The sequence below is a fragment of the Pseudomonas sp. FSL W5-0203 genome, assembly GCF_001896155.1.
GTDB classification, from domain to species: Bacteria; Pseudomonadota; Gammaproteobacteria; order Pseudomonadales; family Pseudomonadaceae; genus Aquipseudomonas; species Aquipseudomonas paracarnis.
Genome location: NZ_MPOR01000011.1, coordinates 141713 through 160224, shown reverse-complemented (window position 1 = coordinate 160224; position 18512 = coordinate 141713). Strand labels below are relative to the sequence as shown.

Sequence of the window (18512 nt, the reverse complement as noted above, 5' to 3'; positions counted from 1 at the left end):
GAGTGGTGGGGCAAGAGCGTTTTGCTTACTTTGCCGCTTTTGCAAAGTGAGCCGCCGTCAGGGCGGAACCCTAAGTGGCCGTTACCTAAATAACGGATATGTACGCGCTCTGATCCAACATCCCAGTTGACTGTCAGGCCGTCTTCGCAGGCAAGCCAGCTCCCACATGGATCGCATTCCAATCCTGCATCGCTCTACAATGCCCCTATTCATCCCCGGGGGCTTCATGGACATCGAACTGGCACGCACCTTCCTCGAAATCACCCGCTGCGGCAGCCTGGCCGCAGCGGCCGAGAAACTGCACGTCACCCAGACCGCTATCACCGCTCGTGTCAAAAACCTTGAGAACCAGCTCGGCTGCACGCTGTTTGTGCGCAACCGTGCCGGTGCGCGGCTGACCGCCGACGGCGAGGCCTTCGTGGTGTACGCCAACCAGTTGCTGCAGACCTGGGAAGCGGCGCGACGCGACCTGCCGTTGCCCGATGGCTATCGCAATGTGCTGCATATCGGCGGAGAGGTCAGCCTGTGCAACCCATTGATGCTCGGCTGGGCCAAGGCGCTGCGCGAGCACATTCCGGGGCACGCGCTGCGCACCGAGGTGCGTGAAGGCGAGTACCTGCTGCGCCAACTGGAGTTGGGTGTGCTCGACGCCGCCTTGGTGTTCCAGCCGCAATACTGGCCGGGCTTGCAGGTGGAGCAGGTGCTGGAAGAAAAACTGATCCTGGTGCAATTGGCGAGCAAACCCTCGCCTTACGTGTATATCGACTGGGGCCAGGGTTTTCGCCAGCAACACGACGCCGCCCTGCCCGACCGTGCGCGTGCCGCGCTGAGTTTCAACCTGGGGCCGCTGGCGTTGCAGTACATTCTGGAAAACGGCGGTGCCGGCTACTTCCGCACACGGGTGGTGCAAAGCTACCTGGACAGCGGCGTGATGCAGCGCGTGCCCAAGGCGCCGGAATTCAGCTTTCCGACCTACCTGGTGTACTCGCGGGCGCGGGATTCGGCGGTGTTGCAGCAAGCCCTGGAACTGCTACGCGCGGTGGTGAAGGCCGAAGGCGACTGGTCGCAACGCTGGGACCCGCTGATTTGAATCACTCTACATCTGCGCACATGCTAGCCTGCTGGTGTTTCCTCTCGCAGCCTTACCGATGAACAAGAAAAAGTCCGTCACCATCAGCGACATTGCCAAACGGGTCGGCATGACCACCATTACGGTGTCCCGGGCCCTGAGCAAACCCGACCTGGTCAAACCCGCCACCCTGGCGCGCATTCTTGAAGTGGCTCGCGAGCTCGACTACGTGCCCAACGCCTTCGCCCGTGGGCTCAAGCGCAGTGAAAGCCTGATCCTCGGGGTCATCACCGCATCGGTAGACAACCCGTTCTACAGCGAGATGATCAAGGCCATTTCCCGCGAGGCGAAAAAGCACGGCTACACCATCATGCTGGTGGACACCGATGAACTTGAAGAACTCGAAAGCAAGGCAGTCGATACCCTCCTGGGCTACCGCGTGGCGGGGATCATCCTGTCGCCGGTTTCCGACGAGCCAAGCTACCAGCCCGACTACCTGGAGCGCCTGGGCAACGGCAAGACCCCGGTGGTACTGCTCGATCGCACGATCCACGACAGCCCGTTCAGCCGTGTTGTGCTCGACAACTACCACAGCGGCCTGCAAGCCGCGCACTACCTGTTACGCCAAACCCCGAACCTCAAGCGCCTGCTGGTGCTGACCGGCCCCGAGCACTCGCGCATCAGCGTGGAGCGCCTCAAAGGCCTGCGGGAAGTGCTGGCCGAACATCCCGACATCCAGGTCGAGGTGCAGGCGGGCGACTACACGCTGATGCCGGCTTATTTACATACTCTCGACTACCTGGCCGCACACTCGGCGCCGGATGCGATCATGGGCTTCAACCAGTTGATCACCCTGGGCGCCCTGCGCGCCTTGCGCATGCACAACATCGCCCATGACAGCCTGACCATCTGTGGCATCGACCGCCTGCCCTTCGCCGATATCTTCGGCGTGCCCATCGCTTGCGTAGCCCATGATGCATCCCTGGCCGGCAGCAGTGCCGTGCGCCTGCTACTTGACCGCCTGCAAGACCCGCACAAGCCACGGGACAAAGTGGTCATCGCCGGGCAGTTGGAAAACGGCTAGCGGCTGGTGTAGCCGCCGTCCACCGGCAGGCTGACGCCACTGATCATGCTCGCCGCGTCGCTAAGCAAAAACAGCACCGGTAGCGCCACTTCCGCCGGTTGCGCAAAACGCCCCAAAGGAATCGCTGCCAGCGCCGGGTCGCGCTTGGCCGGGTCGGACCAGGCCATGGCCGCCATCGGCGTCAAGGTCACGGTGGGGTTGACGCTGTTGACGCGTATGCGAAAACGGCCCCACTCGGCGCATTGCACGCGGGTGATCGCATCCAGTGCAGCCTTGGAGGCGCAGTAGCTCAGGTGATCGTCCAGCGCCACCAACGACGCCTGACTGGAGACGTTGACGATGCTGCCCGCCATGTTCGCTTCGATCATCTTTGCCGCGACCCGGCTGGCCACTTGCGCAGCGGCGCGGGCGTTGACGCTCATCACCTGGTCGAAGGCGCTGGCGCTGATGGCCGCGGCAGGCTCCAGGCGTGAGATACCGGCGCAGTTGACCAGACCGTGCAGAGGCGGCAAATCTTGCAGGGTTTTGTCGAGGGCGACGCTGTCAGCGATATCTACGCACAGGGTGTGGCACCCCAATGCAGCCAACGCCTGGGCATCGCGACCGAGAGCGAAGACTTCAGCGCCGCTGGCGATCAGTTGCTGGGCAATTTCGCGACCGATGCCGCTGCTGGCACCAGTGACGAGGATGCGCTGGTGCAAGAAGTCGAAGGTGGTAGTCATAAATAAAGATCTCAAAACCAATGAAGACCCACTGTGGGAGCTGGCTTGCCTGCGATAGCGGTGTATCAGCTCCCGATAAGGAGACTGACACTCCGCTATCGCAGGCAAGCCAGCTCCCACATTTTTGGACTGTGTTGAATCAGGTGGCTTGCAGGTTGTGCATGACCGGTTTCAGGGCCGGATACAGCTTCAGGTACTCGGCAAACGCCCGGTCATAGGTCATGACATTCTCCCGCTTGGGCTGCGCCCGCAGTTGCAACTGCACCCAACCCGTGTCCATCTGCCCATCACTCACCAGCCCCACCGTATGCGCCGCCAACAACGCCGCGCCCAGGGCCGCTTCTACCTCTTGCACGATGGTGTAGACGGGGTAGCGTGTGACATCGGCGATGATCTGCATCCACAGGTCCGAATGGCTCGCCCCGCCCACCACAATCAAGCGCGGGTCCAGGGAATGCGCGCCCTGGCTGCCCGCTTCGATATTGTGGCGCAGGGCAAAACTCACGCCCTCCAGCACCGCGCGGTACAGGTGAAAGCGACTGTGGTAGAGGTTGAGCCCGACAAAACTGCCGCTGGCGCGGTCATCCCACACCGGGCTGCGCTCGCCCATCAAGTAAGGCAAAAACACCACGCCTTCGCTGCCTGCCGGAATCTTCATCGCGCTCTGCTCCAGCAGCGCCAGGCTGTCTTGCCCCGTGGCCTGGGCCTGCTGTTCTTCGGCCTGGCAGAACTGCTCGCGAAACCAGCTGACCGAGGCCCCGGCGGTGATCGCACCGCCGAAGATGTACAGGTCGCGGTGGCCGTTGTAGACGTGGGGCATGCTCACCAAACCGTGACGTGCATCCACCTGCTGGTTCAGATAGCCCCAGCACATGCTGGTGCCGATCATCGCCACATGATTGCCTGGCTGAGTGACACCCGCCGCCAGGGTCGCCATGGCCGCGTCCACGCCCCCGGCGAGGATCGGCGTGCCCGCCTGCAAGCCAAGGCGTGCGGCCCAGTCTGCAAGCAAACCACCCACCACCTCGCCGGAATACAGCAACCGCTGGGGCATCATCGACTGCGCGATACCCAACGCCTCCAGCATCTCGCCTGACCAGTTGCGCGCCGCCACGTCGTAGACACCACCGATATTCCCGGCGCTGCTGTGGTCCACCGCCAACTCGCCGGTCAGGCACCAATTGATGTAGCTGTTGGGCGGCAACAGGTAACGGGTATCCGCCCACACCTGAGGCTGGTGCTGCTTGAGCCAGAGCATCTTGGTGAAGCCGTAGTAGCTGTCCACCGAGTTGCCGGTGATGGCGAACAAGCGCTCCAGGTCCACATGCTCACGCACCCAGGCCACCTGCTCGCCGGCGCGGCGGTCCATCCAGATCAGGCACGGGTGCAGCGGCGTCATCTGCGCATCCACGGCAATGCCAGAACCGCCGTACAAACTGCTGATGCACAGCGCCTTGACCTGCGGCGCCGGCACCCCGGCCTTGGCCATGCACTGGGCCACGCAAGTCTCGACGGCATCCAGCCACACCTGCGGCCACTGCTCGGCCCAGCGCACTTTCGGGGTGTCCACCCGGTAGCCGTGGCTATGCTGGGCGATGATCGTGCCCTGGGCATCCACCAGCAGCGCCTTGGTGCTCTGGGTGCCAATGTCTACACCGATGACGTAGTCCATCTCAGAGCACCGGCTTCAACAGCACCTTGATCGACTTGGTCGAATTGGCCAGTTCAAACGCCTCGGCCCAGTCGTCCAGCGGGAAATCATGGGTGACGATGCCTTGGGAGGTGACCAGGCCACGCTCGAACAGGTCGATGGCGATCGGGTAGCAATACGGGCCCAGGTGCGCGCCGCGCACGTCGAGCTCCTTGCGGTCGCCGATGATCGACCAGTCCACACTGGTCTCGGCGCCAAACACGCTGAACTCGACAAAGCGCCCGAGCTTGCGGATCAGGTCCAGGCCCTGGGTGACGCCGGCCGGTACGCCGGTGGTTTCGATATAGACGTCACAGCCGTAGTTGTCCGTCAGCCCGTTGATGATCTCGCGAGCGTTGTCACGGGCGGGGTTGATCACCACATCGGCGCCGAACTTTTTCGCCAGTTCCAGGCGCTCGTCGACCATGTCGATCACCACCAGTTTTTTCGGGGTCTTCAGCGCGGCGACCTGGACCATGCACAGGCCAAGGGTACCCGCGCCGGCAATCACCACCACGTCGTCGAGCTGGATATCGCCACGGTTGACGGTATGGATCGAGCAGGCCATCGGCTCCACCAGCGCCGAGTCTTCAAGGGACACCGATTCGGGGATCTTGTGCACGATGGCGGTCTTGGGAATGCGCATGTACTGGGCCATGCCGCCTTCGGCCACTTCGCGCTGGAAGCCGAAGATATTGTGCACTTCGCACATCCAGTATTTGCCTGATTTGCAGAAGCGGCATTTGCCACACGGCACGATCTGTTCGGCGATGACCTTGTCACCGACCTTGACCTCAAAGTGCTCCTCGGCGCCCTCGCCGGCTTCGACCACGTAGCCGAAAAATTCGTGGCCCGGTACTACCGGCGCCTTGACCCAGGGGTTGTCGCCGCCCCAGAACATCGCCGCGCCCGAGTGGCACTTGCAGTCACTGGCGCAGATGCCGCAGGCGGCGATACGGATCACCAGCTCATTGGTACGCGCCTGGGGTTTGCCGATGCGCTCCAGGCGGTAGTCTTTCGGGCCGTGGCAGACGACGGCTTGCATGTGAGTGTGCTTGTCCATGTGTTCGGTCCTGTGTAGTGAAGTATTAACGATGGCGCTGACGGCTGATGAAAATCGCCAGCAAGATGATCCCGCCCTTGATCACGCTCTGGACGTAGGGCGACACGCCAAGCATGTTCAAACCGTTGTTCAACACGCCCAGCAGCATGGCGCCGAGCAAGGTGCCGATGATCACTCCGCGGCCGCCGGCAATCGACGCACCACCCAGTACCACGGCGGCAATCGCATCCAGCTCGAACGACACGCCGGCATTCGGCTGGCCGCTCATCAAGCGCGAGGTGAGCACCAGCCCGGCAATCGCGGCGGTGAAGCCGCTGATGCCATACACCAGCAGCTTGAAACGCGCCGCTCGCACCCCGGACAAGCGCACCGCTTCTTCATTGCCGCCGATGGCGTAGATGTAGCGGCCGATGCGGGTGTGTTGCAGCAGCACATAGGCCGCCAGGTAGGTGATCAGCATGATCAGGATCGGCACCTGCAGGCCAAACACACTGGCGCGACCGAAGAATGCGAACCACTCTGGCAAGCCGGAAATCGGATAGCCGTCGGTGTACATCAGCCCGAACCCACGGGCGATGCCCATGGTCGCCAGGGTGACGATGATCGGCGGCATATGCAGGTACGCCACGAACAGCCCGTTGCCGATGCCGAAGGCCACGCCCACTAGTAGCCCGACGCCAATCGCCAGGCCCGGCGGCAACCCGGCGACCATCAGCCCGGCGGTCAAGGTGCCGGACAACGCCATCACCGGCCCCACCGACAAGTCGATACCGCCGGTGAGAATCACGCAGGTCATGCCCACCGCGATGATGGCGTTGATCGACACCTGGCGGGCGATGTTGGAGAGGTTGCTGGCGGTGAGGAAGGTGTCGCTGGCGAGGATCATCACCAGAGTCACCACCACCAGCCCGACAAAGGGATAAAACGCCGGCGAACGCAGCAGCCGCGCCAGGTTCAGGCGCAACCGGCCGGTGCCGGCGGTGTTAATGGACGTATTCACTTGAGCCCCCTGTTGCATGGCGCATGACCTCTTGAGGATTGACGGCGGACGCTTCCAGTACTTTGACGATGGCGCCCTTGTGGAACACGGCGACGCGGTCGCACATGCCGATGACTTCGGGCAGCTCGGAGGAAATCATGATGATCGCGTAGCCCTGTTCGGTGAGGCTGCGCATCAACGCGTAGATCTGCGCCTTGGCCCCCACATCGATGCCGCGTGTCGGTTCGTCGAACACCAGCACGTCGCAGTGGTGGTTGATCCAGCGGGCGATCACGACTTTTTGCTGGTTGCCGCCGCTGAGGTTCACCACAAGGCTTTCGCCACTGGGCGCCTTGATCGACAGCTGGCGCATCAGCGCTTCGACGCTGGCGCACTCGCGGGCCTTGTCGATCAGGCCCGAGGCGTGCTGATACTTGGGCAAATTGTTCAGGGAGATATTTTCGCGAATGCTGAAGGCGGTGATCAGCCCTTCGCTCTTGCGGCTTTCGGGGAGCAGGCCGATGCCGTGGGCCAGGGCTTGAGCCGGGTCATCGAGGCTGACTTTTTCCCCGCGCAGCCACACGTCTTTGCTCATCGTGGGCAGCGCGCCCATCATGCCCAGGGCCAGCTCGGTGCGGCCCGAGCCCACCAGGCCGGCGAAGCCCAGGATCTCGCCTTTGTGCAAATTGAAACGGTTGTGGGGGCCGTTGCGCACCAGCTGGATATCCTTGACCTCCAGCAGCAAGGGGCCGCGTTCGCTGCTGGGTTTGGGCGGGAAACTGCATTCCAGTCGGCGGCCGACCATCATCTCGACCAAGTGATCGATATCGCTGTCGGCCACTTCGGTAACGCCTGCATTGCTGCCGTCGCGCAGGACGCTGATGCGGTCGCAGACCTGGAAAATCTCTTCCAGATGGTGCGAGATAAAAATCACCGCCACGCCTTGGCGCTTGAGTTCGCGCATGATGTCGAACAGCAACTCGGCCTCACTGGGAGTCAGTGTCGCGGTCGGCTCATCGAGCACCAGCAGGCGTGCATCCAGGGCCAGGGCCTTGGCGATTTCGACAAACTGCTGCTCGGCCACGCTCAGGTGCTTGACCGCGCAGTGCAGGTCAATGCTGACCCCGAGGCGCTGGAACAACGCCTGCGCGGCCTCGGCCATTTCGCGTTTGCGCAACAGGCCGAAGCGGTTGCTCAGCTCATGGCCAAGGAAGATATTTTCTACCGCCGTGAGGTAGGGAATCAGGCTGAACTCCTGGAACACAATGCCAATCCCGGCGGCAATCGCATCCCGATAGGTCGCAAATTGTCGGGCCTGCCCGTCGATAAGGATCTGCCCTTCGTCCTGGTGCTCGACCCCGCCCAGAATCTTCATCAGGGTGGATTTGCCCGCGCCATTTTCCCCGAGCAAGGCGTGGATTTCGCCGCGCTCCACTTGCAGGTTGATGGCCTTGAGGGCCTGCACCCCAGGGTAACGCTTACAGATGTTTTCCAGCTTCAGAAGACTGCTCATACCGCCGACCTCGCACTCAGAAGGAAGACCTGGGCCCCACGAACTACGCGGGGCCTGGGGGGTTTACCAGCTGAAGTCCTTGGCCTTGGCCTGGTCGATCAGGGTGATGTCCACCGGCACGCTGGCCGGTACTTGGGCGCCCCACTTCTTGGCCAGGGCGATGCCCAGGGCGAGGCGGATCTGGTCGCGGGGGTATTGGGCCGAGGTGGCGATGAAATGGCTGCCGGGTTTCTGGATCGCCTTGATCGCTTCCGGCGCACCGTCGACGCTGACCAGCTTCACGTCCATACCGCTGGCTTCGATGGCCGACAGCGCGCCGAGGGAGCCATTGTCATTCACGCTGAAAATGCCCTTGAGGGTAGGCTGGGCCTGCAACATGTTTTCGGTGACGGTCAGGGCCTGATCGCGTTCCTGTTTGCCGTTCTGGATGCTGACAATCTTGATGTCCGGGTGCTTGGCCACCGCCTCTTTGCAGCCGCGCACACGTTCGAGGATCGGCACCACGGCGATGCCGTCAAGGATAGCGATATTGCCTTTGTCACCGATGGTTTTAGCCAGGTACTCACAGGCCTGGAAACCAGCGTCGAAGTTCTTCGAGCCCACGAACGAATCCAACGGGCCATCTGCCTGGGCATCCACCGCCACCACTACGACGCCGGCAGCATGGGCCGACTTGACGGCCGATTGCACGCCGACGGAGTCAGTGGGGTTGATCAACAGGATGTCGATGCCCTTTTGCAGCATGTCTTCGACATCACTGACCTGCTTGGACACGTCGTGGCGGGCGTCAGTGATGATCAACTTGGCACCGATGGTCGCGCCGGCTTCTTCCAGGGCGTTTTTCATGGTGACGAAATAGGGGTTGTTGATTTCCTGGAACGAGGCGCCGATGCGGATGGGCTTGGCGGCGTCGGCAAACGCGGGGGTCGCGCTGCCCAGGGTGATGCTGGCAGCCAGTAAACACAGGGTTTTTGGGAGCATTTTCATGGCGTGGGTCTCTGTTTTGTTTTTATTTTTAGAGCAAATGTTATCGTTAACATTTTGCCAGAAGCTAACAATTAATTCAGACCTGTGCAAGTCTCCACTGGTCGGCCTCGGGCAAAAATATGTGAGCTGGCTTGCCTGCGATAGCGCAGTGTCAGTCTACTGATCTGGCCCTGATACACCGCCATCGCAGGCAAGCCAGCTCCCACAGGGCGATGAGGTGGTCAGTAAAAACTCGCACATCCGCTTACGCCAACTAAGCTCAGCCTCAAATAAAAACACAGCGAGCAGCCGGCCATGCCCCACCCGACCGAGACTTTCCGCGACCGTTACCGCGCAAGCGTCAACCCGCGTTACAACCCCTGGCTGCACGCCGCATTCGTGCTTGGCTACGGCATCGCCTGCATCACGCTGGCCTGGTCCTCCACCGCCGATATCACCGCCCTCCAGTGGCTGACCGTGCCCTTGAGCCTGCTGTTTTTCAACCTGTGTATCTATCTCGTGCACCGCCACCTGGGCCATCACAAACATGCCTTCGCCCGGCTGTTCTACGCACGCCACACTGGCGACCACCACAGCTTCTTCACCCCTGATCACATGACTTACGACAGCCCCCGGGACTGGCGCGTCATCCTGTTTCCAGCCTGGCTGATCGTGCTGCACAGCCTGGCCATCACCCTCCCCGCCTGGTGGCTGCTCAGCCAACTGAGCCCCAACGTTGCCGGGTTGTTTGCAGGCTGCATGATCCTTGGCTACCTGCTCTACGAAGTGTTCCATGCCTGCGAACACCTGCCTGCTGAACACCCGGTGGCACGCCTACCGTGGATTCGCCAGATGCATCGCCTGCACGCCTTGCATCACCGTCGTGAGCTGATGCAGGGACGTAACTTCAACATCGTGCTGCCGTTGATGGACTATCTATTTGGCACTTTGCATTGGGAACCCGCGGTAAAAAAAAGGGGCAGTCCAACTGGACTGCCCCCCGCTTCACACACATAGATCAATCAGCGCACGATAGTCTGGCTGCAGATGTGGCCGAGGCTGACGTATTGGACGGTATTGCCACCCACGCCCACACCAGGGAACTCCCTGAGCTCGATGCGCCAGCCGCCCTCGTTGAACCAGGTTTCCCAGTTGTAGGTCTGGCCTGAGGCGCTGTCCGGGTAGCGCACTTTGTAGTCCCCAGAGCAGGTGCCCAGCGCGACATTCCCCGAGGCCGCGCCGGTGATGCCAGTCTTGGCCTCATAGTCGACCCAGTTGTAAGTGGCGCCAAAATGCTTGTCGACCCGCAGTACAGGAGTGACGCCACGCAGGGGCTCGCCAGTGCTGTCTGACCACTGGGTGCTCCAGCTCAGATTGCGAGCCGCCTGGGTGGCCAGTTGGAAGATCGAGCTGGGAATCCGCACCACGTTATCGCCGTTCACATTGTGCTGGTTCAGGCGTGGCGCCGAGCCGAGGGTCAGCTTGTATTGAGCCTGAGGGTTCAATGCCACCGCCGGGTTGGCCCGCACGCGCACCTTGACCGTGTAGCCCGGCGTCAGGTTGGGATAGGTAGAAGTAGAGCCCTGCGGGACTTCCACCCACTGGGTGCCATCGAACCGTTCGAAGATCCACTGGTTACGCGTGCCCGCACCGTCATCGCCCAGGAACATGCCCACACCTTGGCCACGCAACGAGACGAAGGAGAAGTAATCCACGTCATTGACGCTGTCGAGGTTACCGGTCACCTGGTTCAAGGCATCCGGCAGCGCGAACGCGGTTTGCTCAGTGTCGTTGGGCTCGTAGGCATCAATATTGCTGTCCACTGCCACACCGAAACTGAACTGCGAGTTGCTCGCGGCATTGGCCACCATGAACCAGTAGTAGTCACCAGCCGGCAACACGCCGTTGAGGTATTCATCGGCACTGCCGGGGTTATCCGAGGTGCCCAACGGCGTCAGGTTGCCTTGGCCGTCGTCATGGAACAGCGTCAACGACATATCCGTGCCGGCACTCTGGTTCAGCAGCTGCACCTGGATTCGCGCGTTTTTCGGCAGGTTGAAGTGGTAAGCGATTTGCGCGCCGGTCTCCACACCGGTGAGAGTGTAAAGCGTGTTGATATCCAAGGTGGGAAACAACGGCGTGAAGGCTGCAACCGCGGCCTGTTTCATGTGCGCCGAGTCAGGTTTTTCCAGCAGGCCAACCGGGGAGTCGATCGCCACATTACCGACGGCTGCCTTGCTTTTTTTGACGACGTTGGACTGCCCGGCCTTGGCAGCATTGAGCTTTTGCTTGAGCTCGCCCGAGACGCTGGCCTTTTCCAGCGTGCCGCCAGGTTTCAATGCTTTGTCCACGGCCTGCTTGACCGCCTGCGCGCTGAGTTTTGCCGGGTTTTGCTCGGCCAGGGCAAAGGCCGAAACGAAGCAAGAGGCCGCCATGGCCGCGCCCAGAATGAAGGCTTTTTTCGATTTCATTTTTTATCCATCCATAGTTAAAAAATTGAAGCTCAGGTAACCGGTGACATCCGGTCACCTGGGATGGACTGTAGGACAAGACTGTATGCATGTACAGTATTTTTTTTAAAAATGTGAGCCCTGAAATTAAGGTTCAGGAAGCGAGAGCACCTCTAAAGCCAGGTACACCAATAGCCCCAACTGATCGCCCAAATCATCGCGAGCCGATAGGGCCATACAGCCCAACGCTTGAGCGCTGGCGGAATGACGGCTAACTCTGCCTCGGTCATGTAACCTTCTTTGACGGAGCGTTCTGGTGCGCGGAGGATATCAATCATGAGACACATGCGATGAAACCTGACGAACCGCTGGTTTCGTCCCCAACGTTGCTGATATTTACGCACCTGCACGTTTTCAATGAAGTAACCTTCCAACTCCTCGAGTTTTGTTCGTTCGACAAAAAGTATCAGTCCTAAAACCACAAACGTCCCGATGATCATCACAGCGGTATAGGCGACAAAAAAATCCACGCTTAAGCCCCCTCTGACTGGAATATCAAATCACCGTTGCGCTCTACAATTTTTCCGCCGAGAAACGCCCCGCCATCCCCGCCCTTCTTACCGCCTATATACCCTGCCGTCGCCCCTCCAATTATTCCGCAGGTCAGAGCACCGGATCCTCTCGTGGCGACACCTAGGAAAATGTGGCATGCCCGGCGTGTTAATTCAGCCCCTATTACCCCTGCGCCAGCCGCCCCTGCCACACCCCCCACCAACCTCCCAGTCTCCACATACTTCGCTCTGTTGCATTGCGCCTCCCTTCCCACCACACACGCCTCCTTCATTTCCAAACCCGCCACGCCTACATCCAACGCCAACCCAAGATATGTCCCTTGCTTTAACCATTTCGACATCTGCGTAATCGTCCGAACCCGCTGCGCATACCCCGCAATCTCGCCTTGATGCAGATAGCTTTTAGTCGAGATCCCGAGCGCTCCCTTCAGCGGTTGATTGCCACGCAACCCCGAGCCAAATCGTGCAGCCCCTTGCAGTTGCATATCCAAAACGCCAAACATCCTTTGACGCTGTCGTATGAACGACTCTCTGTCCAAACCACCGTCCTTCAATTGGCGATGCAGTTGCTCGATTTCCTTCAAAGTCTGTGCAACCGACTGCAGGTGCCGGCTCCAAGCCGACGTCGCGCTGCCGATGCCTATCGAGCCATACCCCAGAATGCTCTGCGCCAAGTCGTAATTTGTGTTTCCTGCTCTATCAAGCGGCACATTCTGGTCCAGTTGGCGACTAATCTCTTCAGCGTGGCGCATCAACCAGGCTTCTTCGATTGAGCAATGGGCACTGGACGTTTCTGGAACGATCACCAACTCACCCGGCCTCACCGTTCCTTGGCGCAGGTGTTTATTCAGCACATCAAAATGATCTGGGCCCTGCAACAAAACTGCGTGCCATAGCCGTGATTTCAAAAATGAGTAGGGTGTAGCCTGTTTATTGATGTAGCCGTACGCCATGTCCTGGATTCCGATACCGAGAGAGATGGCATCGAAATATAAGCAAGCGCCTACAGCCCGAACACAAGCAGGCGGGGGTCAAAAAGTACGTTTGGGAAGTTGCCTACACAGCAAAAAATGAACGCCTACAGAAAGCGCCCCTAATACCCCGTCATCTCCAAATACCCCACCCCACCCTCAAACCGCACCGGCCCTTCCCAATACGGAATACCCAGGTCCATCCACGCCTTCGGGTTGACGGCTTCGGTGGTGATGTCCAGCTGTTTGCCGGGAATTTTCAGCGACCAGCGTGTGGGAATGTTGCGCCCGTCGATGGCCGTGGTGGTCAGCGGTGTGAGTTGGATGTCGCTGTTGTGCAAGGTCTGGGTGTGGCCCTGGGCGTCGATCCAGGTGCCGGTGAGGTAACCGTCGCTGTCTTTCTGCCGCACGCGAAACAGCATCAGCTGCGCGCCGCGGTCCAGGTGCAGGGAGAACCAGTCCCAGCCGGTCTGGCTGGCGGCCAGGGGTTGGCTGCTCCACTCGCGGTCGAGCCAGGCTGGGCCGCTGACCTGGTAGGTATGGCCGTCGAGGCTGACGCTGCCGTTGGCAGTGAAAAACGGCTGGCTGTAGTAGTACGACGCCTGGCCCTGGTCGGATTTGCGGCTGTAGCCATGGTCGCCTTGCAGCACCAGCGGGCGGCTGGAAGTCAGGTGCAGGTCGTACGCAAATTGCGCGCCACTGGCCTTGAGTTGCATGTCGGCCAGGGGGCTGGCGGCGCCGGGGCGGCTGGCGAAGTTCCAGTCGTCGATCCAGGCGTTGAACGGCTCTGCCTGGGCCCCGGCTTGCCCCACGCCACCCCGGGCCAGGCGTTCGGCGGCGTAGTGGCGGGTGGCGGAGGTGACGGCGGCGTGGCCGAGCCACACGGTTGAATCGCGCCAGCCCGGTTGGACGGGACCGGCCTTCAATGCGTTGCGAAACAGCGTCCATTGCACGCCGAAGACATTGCCTTCGTCATCCTTGAGGTTGGCCGTGACGTACCACCATTCGATACGAAAGCCGTCATGGGGCCCGTGGTCCTCGGGAAAGCTGAAGACTTTGCCGGGCACCACCTGGGCAAAGTCCGCCGCATCGCTGCCCAGCCCGGCGAAACTGTCCTCGGGTGCGGGCGCCTGGTCGCAGCCGCTCAGCAGTAACCAGGCGATGCACGCCAATGCCTTAATCTTCATGGGCGAACGTCCTCAACAAATCCGCCGGGCGGCTGCGGTACAGCTGCCAGAGGGGCCAGGCCGACGCGAGCAAGGTGGCAAGCATCGCCAGCCCCAGCAATTGCGCAAGCTGCCCGGGGAATACTTGCAACGGCAGGCGCCAGCCGAAGGCCTGCACGTTGATCACCGCATCCAGGCACCACGCCAGCAACAGCCCCAGCGGCAACGCCAGGATCAATGTGAGTACCGCCAGCAGCCAGGTCTGGCCGAGGTTGAGCAGCATCAATTGTCGGCGCGTCACGCCCAGCGCCCACAACGGCGCGAGTTGGCCGAGGCGGCTTTGGCTCTGGGTCAGCAAGCTGATGAACAATGCCACGCCGGCGACGCCAAGGGTCAGGCTGTTCAACGCCGCGGTGGCGGCGAAGGTGCGTTCGAAGACCTGGCTGGACCACCCCTTGAGTTGCTGTTGATCGACGATGCGGCTGTCTTCCAGGGCGAACTCACGCTGCACTTCACGGATCAGCGGCGGCACGTCGGCGGGCGCCACCCGCAGGTTGAAGCGCGCCGGTGAGAGCGTCGGCCAATGCGCCAACAGGTGCTGGACATTGACCAGCAGATGGCCCTTGGGGTTGCCGTAGTCGGCATAGATGCCGACGATCTTCGGCGCCCAGGTGCCCTGCGGAGTGGGGATGGACACCGTGTCGCCCAGTTGCACCTTCAGGCGTCGCGCCAGTTGTTCGCTGAGCATCAGGCTGTCGTCTTGCAGCAAGCGGTCCCAGGGCGCGTCCACCGCCTCCAGCAGCGGCCAGTGTTGACGATAAGTGGGGTTGTCGACCACGCCGAACACCTCCGCGGGCCAGCCTTGCAGTTGCACCGCCACCTGCCAGGCGGGCAATACGGCCTGCACCAGGGGCTGACGGGTCAACCACGTTTTCAGTTGCTCGGCCTGCTGCGGATTTTGCGGGTTGAGGTACAGCTCGGCGGTGAGGCGTTGCTCCAGCCAATGGGTGAAGGTCTGGCGAAAGCCCGAGGTCATGGAGCCGGCGCCGATATTCGCCGCCAGGGCCAACAGCAACGCCATCAGCGCCAGGCTCAAGGCCGGCAGTTGTTGGCGGCAATCGGCCAGGAACCACTGGCCCAGTACCGAGCGACTACGCCCCAGCACGGCTTTCAATAACCCATTGAGCAGCACCGGTAGTGCCAATGCCGCGCCCAACAGCAAGGCCGCCATCAGCACAAACCCGGCGGCCAGGCTATCGCCCAGCCACAGCGCCAACAAAGCGATCGCCAGGGCCGCGGACGCCACCCACCCCTGGCGCCGCAGCCAGCGCCCATGGGCTTGATGCCAGGCTTGGGCGTTGGCCAGCGCCAGTAACGGCAAACGCGCTGCGCGCCACAGGCTACTGGCTCCGGCGAGCAACGCGCCGAGCAGGCTCACGCCCAGGCCGGCCAGCCACCACCAGGGGCTCAAGTTCAATTGGCCGGCGACTTCGGCGCCGTACAGGCCGCGCAAACTGGCGGCGACATCCGGCAGCAACAGGCTGGCCAGCAGGTAGCCGCTGGCGATACCGAGCACACCGCTCAACACCGCCAAAGCGCCCAATTCGACGCCCAGGCTCAGGATCAGCATGCGTGCGCTGACTCCACAAGCGCGCAAGGTTCGCAGCAGGCCACGGCGCTGTTCCAGGGCCAGGCCGATGGCCGCATGCACGATAAACAACCCCACCACAAAGGATAAAAAACCCACCGCATCCAGGTTCAGGTGAAAGCTCTCGGTGAGGCGTGACAGGTTGTTGTCCTCGCCCTGCTTGAGTTGCAACGCGGCGGGTGGCGCGGGGTGGCGGGCGGCGAAGGTGTTGTCCAACAGTAAGCGCGACAGGCGCCCGGGCATGTTGAGCAAGGGTTGGGCAAAACCGATATCCGTCAGCAGCAGGCCGGGCGCCATATCCGCTTGCACCTGGAACGGTGGCAGGCGTTGCCCAGTAGAAGTCAGCGGCTGCTCGCCCTCATGCAACCCCAGCGCCTGCAAAGTTTGCGCAGCGACCCAGGTACGCCCCGGCGGCTCGAAGAACGCCAGCATTTGCGCCTGGCTCAAGCGTTGCCCCGCCACGCTGCCGCTGCCGGGCAACGACACAGGGTCGATGCCCATCAGTTGCAGACGCTGTTGGTCACGCCCCTGGAGCACCACTCGCCCCTGCACCACCGGGGATACCGGCCAGCCGGCGCGGCGCAGCTCGGCAAACAGTGCCTGGGGGAAACTGGCGGCGTCCGGCGCAACCAGGCTGGCTTGGGGTTCGCCACCGATCAATTGGCTGGCGCGTGCGTAGCTGTCCCGCGCCTGGCTGTTGAGGGCCTGCACGCCGGTCAGTAGCGCGGTGGCCAGCCACAAGCCGGTGAGCACGCTGAAAAATTGCACCGGATGGCGCCGCCAGTGGCTCAGCAATGCGCGTAGCGTCCAGTAAAACAGCGCCATTTCAGCGCGCGTCCATTGGCACGACACGGCCACGGTGCAGCACCACTTGCCGGTCAAGCCGTGCGGCCAGGCGCGGGCTGTGGGTGACCATCAGCAGGCTGGTGGGGCTGTCCCGCAGCAGGTCCAACAGCAGTTGCAGCACTTCATCGCTGGTGGCTTCGTCGAGGTTGCCGGTGGGCTCATCGGCCAGCAACAAACCCGGTCGCGAGGCCAGCGCCCGCCCGACGGCAACCCGTTGCTGCTGGCCACCGGAGAGTTGCTCGGGGTAACGCCGGAGCAAGTCGCCCAGTCCCAGGCGCTCCACCAATTGCGCTTGCCAGTACGGGTCGAAACGCCCCGCCAGCCGCGCCTGGAACGCCAGGTTGTCTTCCACGCGCAAGCTGCCGATGAGGTTGAACTGCTGGAAGACCAGACCGATTTGCGTGCGGCGCCAATGGGCCAGTTGCCCTTCGTTGAGTTGGTCGAGGCGCTGCTCGCCGATGCGGATGCTGCCGGCGTCCACTCGGTCCAGCCCGGCCACCAGGTGCAGCAAGGTGCTTTTTCCGCTGCCCGATTCGCCCATCAGCGCCAGGCTGCTGCGTTCACCCAGGTGCAGGTCGACGCCGGCCAGGACGGTCAGCGGGCCTTGCGGGGTCGCGTAGTTTTTAACAACACCTTGCACCTGCAACATAAGAACGCTCATCTGAAGGACCAGCAACGAGAATAACGGCTGACGCTCCTGCCCACGCAAATTTTTCACATGGATTTCACCGTCTGCCCATCCACCGAACTTTAAAGTGCCCGCCAACTCGTGGTGACTCACAACTTATTAGTTAATCCAAGTGACACTCCTAACATGCAAGTGTTCAGCAAAAAGACAGCGGCGCTGTGACAGTCTCCTGCCTCACCAAGGGCAACTGCCCAATCGTGCAGCCTTTTTATAAACACAATAAACAGTGCCGAGGATGAACCGCGTGGCAGACATGATCCTGGCCAACCCCCAACCCAAAAGGTCAAGGTTAAAACGCCTGAGAAAATACCGCCTGCACCTGCTTGGCATCAGCGTTACCGCCTTGTTGTTGACGGGCTTTTTATTCTGGCCCAGCTCGCCCCTGGACCTGGGCGTGGGCAATCGCCTGCTGACCTCCGGGGTGCTCGCCAGTTGGCGTGAGGGTGAGCTGGTGGTGCTGGTGCGCCATGAGGAGCGCTGCGACCGCTCGGCCAACCCCTGCTTCGGCCCCGCCGATGGCCTGACCATCAACGGTACTGAACGCGCCGTCGAACTGGGCAAAGCCTTTGATTCATTGGGCATGGCCCTGACCGACGTACTCAGCAGCCCCACCACGCGAACCGCGCAGACGTCACTGTTCATGTTCGGCAAGACCGAACTGTCCCCCGGCCCGCTGGCCATCTGCGGCGACGCCATGGGCGATGAAATCCTCGGCCACAAACAGCCGAGACGCAACCTGATGCTGATCACCCACAGCGCCTGCATGAGCGACTTCCAGACCAGCCTGGGCTTCCCTCACGCAGCCGCTGCAGAGTACGGCAGCGCACTGTTCGTCAAGGTGCTGCCCAACGGCACCTTCAAGGCCATGGGCACCATGAACAGCGAAGAGTGGACCGCCGCACTCAAACAACTTTAATTACACTTGTTTACATATTAAGCCACAACGTGTTCAGCAAAACGACAGCCCTGTTCTGGCATGTTTAGTCGCGTCTATTAGTTATGTTTTCCTACAACTACTTAGTGACCCTTACGATGCTTCACCCTATTAAGTTAATACCGCCATTGCCCGTATTTGAACGTTATGG

16 protein-coding genes are annotated in these 18512 nt (G+C 61.5%); 4 read left to right on the top strand and 12 right to left on the bottom strand.

All coding sequences use genetic code 11. The annotated features are described in order from the left end of the window. Positions 1–226 precede the first annotated feature (226 nt). Together BOP96_RS13170 and BOP96_RS13165 are read left to right on the top strand one after the other, a co-directional pair. Positions 227–1090: a LysR family transcriptional regulator gene (locus BOP96_RS13170; protein ID WP_014719042.1), complete on the top strand. Its 864-nt coding sequence runs from the start codon at positions 227–229 to the stop codon at positions 1088–1090. Positions 1091–1148: 58 nt separating this feature from the next. After that, the gene (locus BOP96_RS13165; protein ID WP_014719043.1) at positions 1149–2153 is read left to right on the top strand and encodes a LacI family DNA-binding transcriptional regulator; all 1005 of its coding nucleotides are present in this window, start codon (positions 1149–1151) and stop codon (positions 2151–2153) included. Here BOP96_RS13165 and BOP96_RS13160 read toward each other — a convergent pair. The 6 genes from BOP96_RS13160 to BOP96_RS13135 all read right to left on the bottom strand — a co-directional run bounded on the left by BOP96_RS13160 (position 2150) and on the right by BOP96_RS13135 (position 9107). After that, positions 2150–2875, bottom strand: a complete 726-nt coding sequence (locus BOP96_RS13160) for an SDR family oxidoreductase (RefSeq protein WP_073453016.1) — start codon at positions 2873–2875, stop codon at positions 2150–2152. The two genes, BOP96_RS13165 and BOP96_RS13160, sit on opposite strands and share 4 nt — an antisense overlap. 139 nt (positions 2876–3014) lie before the next feature. Then, on the bottom strand, positions 3015–4547 hold the full coding sequence (locus tag BOP96_RS13155; protein WP_073453014.1) for an FGGY-family carbohydrate kinase: 1533 nt from the start codon (positions 4545–4547) through the stop codon (positions 3015–3017). Position 4548: 1 nt separating this feature from the next. Further along, entirely contained in the window at positions 4549–5628 is a 1080-nt protein-coding gene (locus BOP96_RS13150) for an erythritol/L-threitol dehydrogenase (protein ID WP_014719046.1), read from the bottom strand. 25 nt (positions 5629–5653) lie between these two features. After that, positions 5654–6646, bottom strand: coding sequence for an ABC transporter permease (locus BOP96_RS13145; protein WP_014719047.1), 993 nt, complete (start codon positions 6644–6646; stop codon positions 5654–5656). After that, entirely contained in the window at positions 6612–8120 is a 1509-nt protein-coding gene (locus BOP96_RS13140) for a sugar ABC transporter ATP-binding protein (protein ID WP_014719048.1), read from the bottom strand. The genes BOP96_RS13145 and BOP96_RS13140 overlap by 35 nt, the downstream gene beginning before the upstream one ends. Positions 8121–8183: 63 nt before the next feature. Beyond that, complete coding sequence (locus BOP96_RS13135; protein WP_014719049.1) at positions 8184–9107, bottom strand: substrate-binding domain-containing protein; 924 nt, start codon at positions 9105–9107, stop codon at positions 8184–8186. Between the two features lie 294 nt (positions 9108–9401). Here BOP96_RS13135 and BOP96_RS13130 point away from each other — a divergent pair, with 294 nt between their 5' ends. Beyond that, positions 9402–10103 carry a sterol desaturase family protein gene (locus BOP96_RS13130; protein WP_038450634.1) on the top strand — a complete coding sequence of 234 codons (702 nt, stop codon included), beginning with the start codon at positions 9402–9404 and terminating at the stop codon, positions 10101–10103. A gap of 5 nt (positions 10104–10108) precedes the next feature. On the opposite strand, the gene BOP96_RS13125 is transcribed toward BOP96_RS13130, so the two are convergent. From BOP96_RS13125 to BOP96_RS13100, 6 genes are all read right to left on the bottom strand, one after another. Continuing rightward, positions 10109–11557, bottom strand: a complete 1449-nt coding sequence (locus BOP96_RS13125; RefSeq protein WP_073453012.1) for a hypothetical protein — start codon at positions 11555–11557, stop codon at positions 10109–10111. Between the two features lie 152 nt (positions 11558–11709). After that, positions 11710–12066, bottom strand: a complete 357-nt coding sequence (locus tag BOP96_RS13120) for a hypothetical protein (protein WP_019821211.1) — start codon at positions 12064–12066, stop codon at positions 11710–11712. A gap of 2 nt (positions 12067–12068) precedes the next feature. Continuing rightward, positions 12069–13061: a hypothetical protein gene (locus tag BOP96_RS13115; protein ID WP_073453010.1), complete on the bottom strand. Its 993-nt coding sequence runs from the start codon at positions 13059–13061 to the stop codon at positions 12069–12071. A 140-nt stretch (positions 13062–13201) separates the two neighbouring features. Further along, positions 13202–14266 (bottom strand): lipocalin-like domain-containing protein, encoded by a 1065-nt coding sequence (locus tag BOP96_RS13110; protein ID WP_073453008.1) that lies wholly within the window; start codon positions 14264–14266, stop codon positions 13202–13204. Further along, the gene (locus BOP96_RS13105; RefSeq protein WP_073453006.1) at positions 14256–16718 is read right to left on the bottom strand and encodes an ABC transporter permease; all 2463 of its coding nucleotides are present in this window, start codon (positions 16716–16718) and stop codon (positions 14256–14258) included. The genes BOP96_RS13110 and BOP96_RS13105 overlap by 11 nt, the downstream gene beginning before the upstream one ends. A 1-nt stretch (position 16719) precedes the next feature. Further along, a complete protein-coding gene (locus tag BOP96_RS13100) occupies positions 16720–17388 on the bottom strand; it encodes an ABC transporter ATP-binding protein (protein ID WP_014719054.1) in 669 nt (222 codons plus the stop codon). Between the two features lie 274 nt (positions 17389–17662). On the opposite strand from BOP96_RS13100, the gene BOP96_RS13095 reads away from it, so the two are divergent. Continuing rightward, positions 17663–18343 carry a histidine phosphatase family protein gene (locus BOP96_RS13095; RefSeq protein WP_073453004.1) on the top strand — a complete coding sequence of 227 codons (681 nt, stop codon included), beginning with the start codon at positions 17663–17665 and terminating at the stop codon, positions 18341–18343. Positions 18344–18512: the final 169 nt, after the last annotated feature.